This window comes from Bacillus altitudinis (assembly GCF_001191605.1).
Classification (GTDB): domain Bacteria; phylum Bacillota; class Bacilli; order Bacillales; family Bacillaceae; genus Bacillus; species Bacillus altitudinis.
Genome location: NZ_CP009108.1, coordinates 2,796,748 through 2,808,840 on the forward strand (window position 1 = coordinate 2,796,748; position 12,093 = coordinate 2,808,840).

Annotated in this window: 8 protein-coding genes; 1 reads left to right on the forward strand and 7 read right to left on the reverse strand. The window is 42.2% G+C overall.

Annotated elements, in window-relative coordinates; translation table 11 throughout:
• Positions 1-2 precede the first annotated feature (2 nt).
• The 7 genes from dacB to nirB (ID12_RS14050) form a co-directional block, all read right to left on the reverse strand.
• Positions 3-1,487 (reverse strand): D-alanyl-D-alanine carboxypeptidase/D-alanyl-D-alanine endopeptidase, encoded by a 1,485-nt coding sequence (gene dacB, locus ID12_RS14020; protein WP_008346599.1) that lies wholly within the window; start codon positions 1,485-1,487, stop codon positions 3-5.
• A gap of 131 nt (positions 1,488-1,618) precedes the next feature.
• A complete protein-coding gene (locus ID12_RS14025) occupies positions 1,619-2,599 on the reverse strand; it encodes a pectinesterase family protein (RefSeq protein ID WP_025207472.1) in 981 nt (326 codons plus the stop codon).
• Between the two features lie 99 nt (positions 2,600-2,698).
• Positions 2,699-3,391 carry a DUF421 domain-containing protein gene (locus ID12_RS14030; protein WP_008346595.1) on the reverse strand — a complete coding sequence of 231 codons (693 nt, stop codon included), beginning with the start codon at positions 3,389-3,391 and terminating at the stop codon, positions 2,699-2,701.
• A 67-nt stretch (positions 3,392-3,458) separates the two neighbouring features.
• On the reverse strand, positions 3,459-3,782 hold the full coding sequence (gene nirD, locus ID12_RS14035; protein WP_008346593.1) for a nitrite reductase small subunit NirD: 324 nt from the start codon (positions 3,780-3,782) through the stop codon (positions 3,459-3,461).
• A gap of 23 nt (positions 3,783-3,805) precedes the next feature.
• Positions 3,806-6,217, reverse strand: coding sequence for a nitrite reductase large subunit NirB (nirB, locus tag ID12_RS14040; RefSeq protein WP_017358862.1), 2,412 nt, complete (start codon positions 6,215-6,217; stop codon positions 3,806-3,808).
• Positions 6,218-6,306: 89 nt separating this feature from the next.
• Entirely contained in the window at positions 6,307-8,445 is a 2,139-nt protein-coding gene (gene nasC, locus ID12_RS14045; RefSeq protein ID WP_025207473.1) for an assimilatory nitrate reductase catalytic subunit NasC, read from the reverse strand.
• Complete coding sequence (nirB, locus tag ID12_RS14050; RefSeq protein WP_025207474.1) at positions 8,442-10,703, reverse strand: nitrite reductase large subunit NirB; 2,262 nt, start codon at positions 10,701-10,703, stop codon at positions 8,442-8,444. The genes nasC and nirB (ID12_RS14050) overlap by 4 nt, the downstream gene beginning before the upstream one ends.
• A 169-nt stretch (positions 10,704-10,872) precedes the next feature.
• On the opposite strand from nirB (ID12_RS14050), the gene ID12_RS14055 reads away from it, so the two are divergent.
• Positions 10,873-12,075, forward strand: a complete 1,203-nt coding sequence (locus ID12_RS14055) for a nitrate/nitrite transporter (protein WP_008346586.1) — start codon at positions 10,873-10,875, stop codon at positions 12,073-12,075.
• The last annotated feature ends 18 nt before the right edge of the window (positions 12,076-12,093 follow it).

Sequence of the window (12,093 nt, forward strand, 5' to 3'; positions counted from 1 at the left end):
GTCTAAAGATCCTCAGCTAACATGCTGACAATGCGGTCTTCTATCTCTTTTCCTTTTTCGTCATCAACGAGATGATTCAATAAGATGGAAAAAGCAAGCGTTTTTCCACTCTGCGTTTCAATATATCCAGATAGTGTGCTGACCGTTGATAGTGTACCTGTTTTTGCACGCACTTTTTCTAGTGTAGCTGGTTCTTTCAATCTATTTCTTAATGTACCTCCCACCATACGCTCACTTGCCCCAGCTAACGGAAGTGCATGGACATAGGTGTTAAACCATTTTTCCTTTTGAATGTTTGTCAAAAATAACGTGAATTGATTTGCAGAAACAAGGTTAATCGGTGATATGCCTGATCCGTCTCTCAACACAGTCATAGATGCATCTATGCCATAGGCAGGAAGACGTTCATTCAGCACGTCAAGCCCTTTGTCAAAACTCCCTTTGTTCTTTACCCGCTTCCCAAGTTCTTTTAACAGAATTTCTGCATGTGTATTGTTGCTTAATTTCATCATCGGAACAAGAAGATCGGATAAAGGCATTGATGTATGGGAAGCGATTTTTTTCGCTTTTTTAGGAACTTGTTTTGTTTTGAGTGGTCCTTTCAGCTGAATCCCCTCAGCCTTTAATGCTCGTTTCATTAAGTCTAAAGCATACGTTGTCGGTTCCCATAATGCGACCCATTGTTTAGACGAGGATGCTTTTAGCGGAATCGTTCCAGTCAGTGTAATTTTGTTTGTACCGTGAGAGCGTTTAAAAGATATTTTCTTCTTTCCGCCTTCTGGCACAGTTTTCACTTGATTGACAACTTGAGCGACGTCAGTCTTCGGGATCATCTCATAGCTGGCCTTCTGCCCTGCTTTCTTTCCCGGCTTAACTTCGAGAATGATCGTCCCTGCATCATAATCCTCATTCGGTGAAGCAGTAAGAGCAGATATTTGAGCGCCGTAATATTGATCTTCATCACTCCACGGCAGATCGATGGAATACCTTGTGTCATCAAACCAAGTATCATCAGCTGCAAGCTGTCCACGAATCGTATGTATTCCGGCCTTTTTGACTTGTTTGGCTAATGCGGCAAAATCGCTTTCTAACAATGTCGGGTCTCCAGAGCCTCGGAGATAAAGATTGCCGTGCAATGTTTTTTTGTGAATTGAACCATCTATCCAAACGTCTGTTGGAAAAGTGTGTGTTTCACCCAGTAGATCGAGTGCGATAGCAGATGTGAGTAATTTCATATTAGAAGCAGGAGTCAGACGGATGTCCGCTTGATGTTCATAAAGAAGAGAAGTGTCAGAAGTATCGCGTACGCTGATGCCAGCAATTGCGCCCTCTAAATCAGGTGCTGTTCGAATGAATTCGTCTAAAGAAGTGATCCATTTTGATTGATCATCATGAGCTGTTAGTTGTTCATCTTTCACTGAAAAAGGGAGAAATAACATCGACAAAATACATAGTTGTAAAAACATGACCTGTGAGAAACGTTTCACGCAATCCCTCCTTTTTAGAAAAGCAGCCAAATTTAGCAGATTATGTTCATTATACACAAAAGAACGTTTGTTCTCAAAGGTTTTTTAAACAGAAAAGTCAGCTTTCTTTGACGAAAACTGACAAGCCTCTTTTACCTTTTTTCAGGATTCCAGCCATCGCTTCCGCTAAGCACGGCTTGAACGGTGATTTGACTTGCTTCGTTTTTTGTTAATATCGTTGACCACTTCACCCGGTTTGCCACATGACTCCCTGCGCCCGTTGATCCATATTCTTGATATCTAGCCGTTCTTTCGTTGTCTTTGTTCTCCCAGTTATGCCATCCCTCAGCTTTAATATGTTCATCCATTTTTGTTTGGAGGAACGTGACAGCCGAATGAGGTCTCCACGGACGGCCTAAGTACACAGATTGAGACGCAGACGTTCCTTTATTTAACGTGGAATCAATAAAAACGTAGCCATACTTTTGCGCTTCTGTTGTGGATGCCGCTGTAATATATCCATTTCCAAGACTTTTTATTTCAGCTCTTTTAAATACAGCCGTTGCTGAACCAAAGATGAAGTCAACCGTGCCCTCGATATAGCAATCTTCATAATATTGTCTCCCTGTGCCTGTGGCATAAAGTGTATCTTGATAACCGAGAACACGTACGTGTTTAAACACAGCCCGGTCCCCGGATACATAAAGGGCAACCGCCTGCCCTGCGTTTCGGCCAGCTGTATTTTGAAACGTGATATTTTCTGCGTAAAAATGATTTGCCCGAATCATTGTACTAGAGCTATTGGTTGTGCTACCGCTGCTTGCATTTGTATCATCATACGTCAGAATCGTCTGATACTGATTTTCTCCAATAAAGGACACATACGGCTTATTTTGCGGAAGGAGAATCTTTTCTTTATACACACCATTTTTAATATATATCGTCGTTTGCTGTTGATTGTTCACTGGTATCGCATCAATGGCAGATTGAACCGTTCGAAATGTCCCAATTCCTTTTTGGTCGACAATAAGCACGCGGTTTGTTTGATGGTTGTGTCCAGCTGCTTGCGCATAAGCTGAGTCAAAAAGCAGTAAGGCCAATACCATCATCAGCAGTCGTTTTCCATACTTCATCACACATCTCCCCCTTATATTGTGAACGTTTTCATTGACGTATTCTTTTTGATCCTATTCAGTTATAAAACAAAAAAACACAAAAAAACATCCACTGTGTTAGGTTGTGGATGTTTTTTCATATTTCATCGCATAAATTCCTTCATTTTCAATCCATTCACAAAATAGGACGTCTTTATAGGAGGATATGTGCTGTTTTTTCAATTGCTCTCTCAGCCACGCTTCATCAAATCCAGCTTCCTTTAAATCTTTTTTTAAAATCTCTCCGTCGATAATAAACGTTCTAGGCAATGTGACTTCTTTTCCTTTCACGTTCACATCTTCGGCTGTAGCTGGTGCATATTTCATTTTCGGAAGCACACTCACAGACCCATCCGTTTCCAAAATGGCAAATTCAATTTCATTAAGAGCAAAATGCCCTTTCGCCCGAATCAGTGTCTGCAGCTGATTTAAATCGAGCATATTTTTCTTTAATCGATTGTAGTGAATCTTTCCTTTATCAATCACAAGAGTCGGTCTTCCTTCTAAAAAGGCGCGAATGGATTTGAATTTTTGTGAAAGCCATTCAACTGTGTAGATTAAAACGCCCCAGACTGCAACTGCAAAAAGGATATGTAGCACGCTGACTTCTGGATCAAAAATGGCGTTACCGACCATCTCCCCTAAAATCAGTGCAGAAATAAAATCAAACGGCGTGATTTGTGCAAATTGTGTTTTCCCTAATAGCTTTGTAATGGAAAATAAAGCGAAAAATCCGATAAAGAGTTCAATCAAAATATTAAAAAATGGCACACATATACCTTCCTTTCTCACTGCATGTACTTACAAGCATGTACAGGAAAGGAAGGTTCTAAACCATTTATGAAGGCAGTAAAATAAAGACGTCGTCTCCCTCAACCAATGCTTCATATGTTTTCACGCATCCATGATCTGGTTCTTGAACATTTCCTGATGAAAGATTGATTTTCCAATCATGCATTGGACAGAAGACATGATCTCCGCTCACCATTCCTTCAGCTAGTACACCGCCTTTATGAGGACAGCGATTTTCAATGGCTTTGAACTGCTTGTTAGAGGTTTGAAAAACAGCTAATTCAAGTGGACCGGCTGCGACTGTTTTCCCTAGCTGCAACGGGAAATCTGATATTGTACCAATATGAACTTTTACAATTGAAACTGTCATCTGATCTCATCCCTTCAATTGATTTAGACGGAAGCAGTTGCCTTTTGAAATAATTGTCTTGTTTCTGTTTCGTTCTCTCGAATCTCTTGCCACGGTTCTTCATAAGTTGAAAGTGCGATGTCCATTCTTTCGATTAATGCTGCACGTTTCTTGTCATCTAGCAGTACCGTTTGGATATGATTCAATCCAAGCCGTTCAACCCAAGCGGATGTTCTCTCTAAATAATTTGCGGTTTCTCTGTAATATTGAAGGTAGGCTGCGGCCATTTGTTCTACTTCTTCTGCTGTACTTACTTTCATTAATAAGTCTCCAGCTCGTAAATGTGTCCCTCCATTCCCGCCAGCATACAATTCAAATCCCCCATCGATACCTACGATGCCAAGATCTTTAATCCCAGATTCAGCACAGTTTCTTGGACAGGCTGATACGGCCATTTTGACTTTGTGCGGTGTGGCAAGTCCTTCAAATTTCTTTTCAAGTGCGATCCCAAGAGAAATGGAATCCTGCGTTCCGAATCTGCAAAATTGTTCTCCAACACAAGTTTTGACGGTTCTTAATGATTTTCCGTAAGCATAACCAGACGGCATATCTAAATCAGCCCATACTTTTGGTAAATCTTCTTTTTTGACACCTAAAAGGTCGATTCGCTGCCCTCCAGTCATTTTCACAAGCGGTATCTCATATTTGTCAACGACATCCGCTATTTTTCTCAGGTCATTAGCATTTGTCACGCCTCCGTACATACGTGGAACGACCGAATAGGTACCATCGTTTTGGATGTTGGCATGCATTCGTTCATTCACAAATCGCGAGCTTTTTTCATCTTTGTAGTCAAGCGGATACATCATCCCTAAATAGTAATTCAGTGCAGGCCGGCACTTTGAACAGCCTTCTTCTGTTTCCCAGTCAAGTACATTCATCACTTCTTTGACATGCTGCAAACCTTTCTCTTTTATTTCATGAATCACTTCATCTCTTGATAAGGTGGTGCAGGCGCAGATGGTTTCTTTTTGCGCAGTGCGGTTTGCATCATCGCCTAAAGTGTGCCATAAAATCTCTTCCACAACAGGTTGGCAGCCTCCGCATGACCGAGAAGCACTTGTACATTGCTTGACCTCTTGTATAGTCGTTAGGCCTTCTTTTTGAATAGCTGCCACTATTTGACCTTTTGAGACACCATTACAGCCACAAACGATATGGTCGTTTGCCATTTGTTCAATCGTGTTTTCTTGCGCCAGCTCATTTGATGTTAAGACAGATACTTTTTCCATATCTGACATATCAACACCTTCTCTAATGTACGAGAATAAACGTGGTCCATCGCTTGTTTCTCCAAACATGACGGCGCCGACTAATCGGTTTTGCTGGAAGACTAGTTTTTGATAAATACCTTGCTGTTCATCAAAAATTTTAATCGCTTTTTTCTCATCGTTTTCGATAAAATCTCCAGCTGAAAATACATCAACCCCTGATACTTTTAGCTGTGTCGATAGTACAGATCCTTCATAAGGCGTCGGGGCCATATCACAAACATGCTTCGCAAGCACGTTTGCTTGATCGTATAATGGCGCAACAAGACCGTACGTTTGTCCTCTATGTTCAACACATTCTCCGACTGCGTAAATCCGCGGGACACTTGTTTCCATGAAATCATTGACGATAATCCCCCGGTTCACTTCAATGCCGCTCGTTTCGGCAAGCTTGTGATTCGGTTTAATTCCTGCTGCCATGACCACCATATCTGTCTCTAATGTAGAACCATCTGAAAATGTTAGCCCTTCTACCCTTGTATCTCCTAAAATCTCATTTGTCTGTTTTCCTAATAGAAAGCTCATGCCTTGTTTTTCTAAAGCTGCTTGCAGAAGCTGACCTGCCACCGGATCGAGCTGCCGGTCCATTAGATGAGAGCCAAGATGAATGACGGTCACTTCCATTCCTAAGTTTAGTAGACCACGCGCGGCTTCAAGTCCAAGGAGCCCGCCTCCAATGACGGCTGCTTTTTTGTACATCATAGATGCTTTGACCATTTCCTCTGTGTCTTGTAATGTACGAAAAGCTGTTACCCCTTTTTTATCGCTCCCTGGAATGGGCGGGATGAACGGGAGGGACCCTGTCGCTAAAATTAAACGGTCATAATGCACGGTCCGTCCTTGATCACTCATAACGGTTTGATTGTCTGGATCGATCTTCACAATGGTCTCATTTGTAAACAGCTGAATATGATGTTCTTTGTACCAATTCCAATCGTTTAACGTAATATCCTCTGTCTTTGTATCCCCTTGGAGAACTTTCGATAAAAGAATCCGATTATAGTTAGGATACGGCTCAGTTCCAAATACAGTCATGTCGAATCGTTCATTGTCTGTTTTTAAAATGTTTTCGAGCGTTCGGATACCAGCCATACCATTCCCTACTAATACGAGTTTTTCTTTCATGAAAAACACCCCTCATGTGATCGTTTTTTAGAAAGTACCATAATCTAAACAAAGATGGAAAATACATGTTAAAATTTCTCACATAGTTTTCAATTCTTGTAGGCTGACAGCTGTACAGGACAATATTTAAAACCTGGCATTTTACTGTGTGGATCTAACTGTTTACCAATTAATAGGTTAATTGATTGATGTTTATTCCAGTGAAACGGAACAAACACAGTATCTTTTCGGATGCTATCTGTTATGTGGCACCTCATGATGACACTACCTCGTTTTGACTGGATGGTGACGAGCTCCCCGTGCTGAAGTCCATAAGCTTCGGCTGTGTCAGGATGAAGCCCTACATAAGCTTCAAACTGCCGGGCAACAAGAGAGGTGCTTTTTCTTGTTTGAACGCCCGTTTGGTAATGAGCCATCACCCTGCCGGTCGTTAAATAGAGTGGATATTCTGGACTGACTGGTTCTTTTGCACCCTGTTGTCCATGTGCAACGACTGCAAATTTTGCTAATTTATCAGGATGTGAGAATTGATGCTCAAATAGTCTTTCTGTTCCTCGGTCTTCCAAATGAGAGCAGGGCCATAATATGCCTTGCGTCTTCCTTAACCTGTCATAGGTCATACCGGAATAATCGGCTTTGGCTCCTTTCGTTGCTGTTCTCAATTCCTCAAAGATGTCTTCTGCAGATGAAAAAGAAAAAGAGCCGCCTTTGCCTAATACTGCTGCTATTTCACAAATGATTTGCCAATCGTGCTTTCTTTGGTGTTTGAGTGGATAGGTTGCTTCTCTCAGCGTAACGCGTCCTTCTATGTTCGTCATGGTCCCTTCGTCCTCTAAATATGACGAAGCTGGTAAAATAACATCTGCGAGTGCAGCCGTCTCAGAGATAAATAAATCAATTGCGACAAAAAAGGACAGCTGCTCGATGGCTTTTTTGATAAAGCTTGCATGCGGACCTGATTGAACAGGATTAGAACACATTAAAAAGAGCGCTTTTATCTCTCCTTTCTGCATTTTTTCAAACATTTCAAAAGCAGATACACCTTTTCCAGGCAGTTCTTTTTCATCGATCTTCCATATTTCGGCCATTTCTTTTCTATGTACTGGGTTTGTGATATCACGGTAACCAGGAAGCTGATCTGCTTTTTGTCCATGCTCTCTTGCACCCTGTCCATTTCCTTGCCCAGTAATGGCACCATAGCCACACCCAATCCGGCCAATCTTCCCAGTAACAAGCAGAATATTCAGGAAATTACGAACGGATGCTGTCCCGTCTATTTGCTGCTCAATGCCTCTTGCAGTCAGAATCATGCCTGTTTTTTCGCGGGCGAATTTTCTCGCTATTTTTTGAATGACTTTCATCGATACACCGGTTTGCTGCGTAATGTCTTGCAGGGACATGTGTGAAATATGCTGTTTCATTTCTTGAAAACCTGATGTTCGTTTTTTAATAAATTCTTCGTCTAGTAACTGTTCATGAAGCATGACGTGTAAGATTCCATTTGCGAGTGCAGCATCTGACCCAGGCCTTAAGCTGACATGTAAGTCAGCTAGTTTGGCTGTTGCTGTTTTTCGCGGATCGATCACGATGAGAAATGCCCCGTTCTTTTTAGCTTCTTCCAAATACGGTATGAGGGTCGGCTGACATTCCGCTATATTGGTTCCAACCAATAGTAAAACCCGGGCATGCTTGATGTCACGAAGCGGAAAGGTTAGACCCCGATCAAGTCCAAATGTTTGGTTAGCTGCTGTTGCTGCTGAAGACATACACAGTCTTCCATTGTAATCAATGTATTTCGTTTTAAGGGCGACCCTTGCAAATTTTCCGAGTAAATAAGCTTCTTCATTTGTAATCGATGCACTACCATACACACTGATAGCATCGTTCCCATGTTCCGTCTGAAGGGTTTGAGTGCGTGCTTTGATTTCGTCAAGTGCCTCTTGCCAAGTCACTTTGACAAATTGACCGTTTCTTTTGATGAGGGGGTGATTCAATCGTTCCTTGTGCAGTGCGTGCTGGTGGGCATGCTGCCCTTTCATACAGATCCTGCCGAACGTGGTTGGATTATGAATACCTATCGTCTGGTAGCGTGTTCGCCCTTCTGCGTGCTGCTCGACTAATTGCATTTTGCACTGCATACTGCAAAACGGACATTGAGATGGGAACACCCTTTTTCGCTCTTGCTGCTCTGATGTTTGCTGCACATATTGTAAAAAAGATTGATTCATACATTCACACCCTTTTGTCTACTTTGCTCAAATTGCTCGCAGAGCTCTTCTCTCATTTCCTCATCGAGCAATTTTTCTCGGATGGAAATGATGCCGTTTTTTTGGATCCAGTCTCCAATAGATTCTTGAAAATATGCACGTTTTCTATAGTCTTCAAGCAGTGCTTTTAAAAAAGGAATCAGCTCATCCGTTCGGCTCACAGAATAAAAAAGCTGACCTGCCTTAGGTTGACGTATGCTGCCTCCTATATAAATGTCCCATTCATCCAGCTGCTTCTTGATGCAGATGTCATAGATGGGGCTGAAATGACATACGCAGGAAGGACCAGCGATATGAATCGATGTGACTGCAGGTAAAAGCGTGTTTTCTAGTTGTCTTTCGATCTCCATGACAAGTGTTGTGACAGATGGATCGTGACGACAATCACATGATAGAACATGAGAAAGTCTCTTGCTTTCTTGTGGCATGATGTGTCCATGTTCTTTTACAATATGGTCGGCCTCTTGTGAAATACCGATCAGCCGAATTCGTTTATTCTCCGTTAGTTCTACGTGCTGAATTTGCTTTTGCTCTAATAATCCGGTTATCATCTGTAAAAATGTCAGATCAAGACGGCCACCATATAACTGAGGCATTAGTATGTGCTCATGATCTGATGGGCTGTCTTTTACGAAAAGATCTTGAAACTGCTCAAGATAGTATGGAATGGCTGCTCGGCACTTGTCACAGCCGTTATCTGTCATCCAATCAAATTGTCTTCTTACTTGCTCTTCATTCAGCGGCTGCTGCTTTTTTACATACGAAAAAATGGTCTCTTCCTCTACATTTGTGCACGAGCAAAACGTGTCCAGTGCTTCCGTTAGCTGATTTGATGAGACATGGCAGCAGGCACGAACAAGCTCTTGACAGCCTCCGCAGCCCGTTGCGGCCCCTGTCTGTTTTTTTATCTCTTCTAAATTTGTCAGCTGATGGACCGATATGCTTTTGAATATCGCTCCCTTCGTCACCGTGTGGCATTGGCAGATGAGATCCTCTGTTTTTAATGAATCTAAAGGGGATATCTGCTCTTCATTCAGTGATTTCATGACTACGCTTTTATCACGCCCCACTTTTACATCCTGCAAAAGCTGCTCAGCTCTCTCAAGTTGACCAACTAATACAACGCCTGTGAGCACATCATGTTCAAACACTAGTTTTTTATATACTTCTTGTTCTTCATCTAAGTAAGTCACCACTGAAGCGGAGGGGGATCGGTTTACAATACTGCCAGCAGAATAAATAGATATGTCATTTGCTTTCAATTTTGTTGAATAAATGGCAGGAGGTAAATTCGTGACCAGTTCATCTAATAAATGATTCGCAAGCACGTTTGCTTGTTCATAAATAGGCTGCACAAGACCGTGCACCATTCCCTTATGCTCTGCACATTCTCCAATAGCATAAATATTCTCAACGTTTGTCTGCATGACATCATTTACAACAATGGCTTTTCTTGTATGAATGCCGTGCTGTTTTGCAAGCTCTATATTCGGACGGACCCCTGTTGTGAAAACCACGAGATCAGCATCCACGATGTCTCCACTTTTTAACAGAACGCCTTCTACTCTCTCGTTTCCTAAACATGCAATCGTATGAGCATTTGTTTTTACCTGAATCCCCTTGCGACTTAATTGTTGAGACAAAAGCCCTGCAGCGGTTTCATCTAATTGGCGTTGCATAAGCCAATCCGTGTGATGAATCAAGGTTGTCTTCAGTCCAGCGATCTGTAAACCAGCGGCCACTTCCACACCAAGTACACCACCTCCAATGACTGCTGCACGCTCATAGCGTAAAGAATCAGCGTAAATGGCCTCATAATCGTCAATCGTACGAAAAGCATAGACCCCTTTTTTGGATACGCCTTGTATAGGTAGAAAATGAGGCGATGAGCCTGTGGCGATAACCAGTTTGTCATACGGGATATTCCGGCGTGCTTCTGTCATGAGCAATTGACGCTTTGTATCGATGTGGACAACTGCTTCGCCTGTTTGGATGGTGATGTCATGTTTGGTGTACCATTCTTTTGGCTTTAGTTCAATTTGAGACAATGATTCACTTTTTTGTAAAACCGATGAAAGTTTTATTCGGTTGTAGGCCGGGTGCTTCTCTTTTCCAATGATCGTGATGGAATAGCGTTCTGGCTGATTCTTTACGATATGCTCGATACATTTCATACTCGCCATGCCGTTTCCGATAAACACGAGTTTACGTTTTGCCATGTGAGATCAACCTTTCTAGCTTTTTGCGCCAAAGCAATGTTTGCCTAGATTATGGCACACATTTGTAAAAAAGTGTTTATCCATGTCATTTTTTCTAACACAATACTTCCATTCCTTCTATCAACTCGCTATCTTTAAGTCAGAAAATTCAAAATAAAGGAGTGGTTTTGTGAAACTCTCAGAATTGACTTCTAGTGGTCATCCTAAGACATTGTTTGGTTCATTTTTATATTTTGACGTGAGTTTCATGATTTGGGTTTTGCTGGGGGCACTCGGTGCTTTTATTGCACAAGATTTTGCCTTATCGACAATAGAAAAAGGCATGATTGTAGCCATTCCGATTTTATCCGGATCTTTTTTTCGAATTGTGCTAGGCCTATTAACAGACCGAATGGGACCTAAAAAAACAGCGATGATGGGCATGATTTTGACCACCATTCCGCTTATATGGGGGTTTTTCGGTGGTACAACCCTTTCAGAGCTAGTACTGATCGGGATTTTATTAGGGGTTGCAGGTGCGAGTTTTGCGGTCGCTTTACCGATGGCAAGCCGCTGGTACCCTCCTCATTTACAAGGGGTAGCGATGGGAATTGCCGGCGCCGGAAACAGCGGAACACTGATCTCGACACTCTTTGGACCAAGGCTTGCGGAGATGTATGGCTGGCATACAGTGATGGGGCTCGCTCTTATTCCTTTAAGTTTCGTCTTTTTGTTTTTTATTTTCACAGCAAAAGATGCACCAAACCAGCCCGCCCCTCAGCCGCTTCGGTCCTATTTTTCAGTCTTTCAAGTGAAAACAACGTGGTTTTTCTGCCTGCTTTATGCGATTACATTCGGTGGTTTTGTCGGCCTTTCAAGTTTCTTGAGTATTTTCTTTGTGGACCAATATGCGATTTCAAAAATTCATGCCGGTGATTTTGTGACGCTTTGCGTGGCGGCAGGCAGCTTCTTTCGGCCAGTTGGCGGTTTGATTGCCGATAAAATTGGCGGGATGAAAGTACTGCTCGGTTTATTTGCTTTGATTGGTATCTGTTTAGGGGCAGTGAGTAGTCTACCTGCTTTACCAGTGGTCATTGCGCTTTTATTTGTCGGAATGATGTGTCTTGGTATGGGGAATGGGGCGGTGTTCCAGCTTGTGCCGCAAGTGTTTCATAAGGAAATTGGGATTGTGACTGGAATTGTAGGGGCTGCAGGAGGCATTGGGGGATTCTTTTTACCAAACGTTCTTGGCAGTTTAAAAGAAATGACGGGCTCCTATACATTTGGCTTTTTGACCATTTCTCTTTTTGTTCTTGCTGTCTTCCTCTGTTTGGTTGTCTCCCAGTTCAAACGTAAAAAAGTCATTATCCAGCCAACCATGTCTGAATCATAAAAAGCCATGACCACTCTT

Coding starts and splice junctions, on each gene's coding strand:
- nasC (WP_025207473.1), bottom strand. CDS start 8,445: ATGAATCAATCTTTTTTACAATATGTGCAGCAAACATCAGAGCAGCAA.
- nirD (WP_008346593.1), bottom strand. CDS start 3,782: ATGACAGTTTCAATTGTAAAAGTTCATATTGGTACAATATCAGATTTC.
- ID12_RS14025 (WP_025207472.1), bottom strand. CDS start 2,599: ATGAAGTATGGAAAACGACTGCTGATGATGGTATTGGCCTTACTGCTT.
- nirB (WP_025207474.1), bottom strand. CDS start 10,703: ATGGCAAAACGTAAACTCGTGTTTATCGGAAACGGCATGGCGAGTATG.
- nirB (WP_017358862.1), bottom strand. CDS start 6,217: ATGAAAGAAAAACTCGTATTAGTAGGGAATGGTATGGCTGGTATCCGA.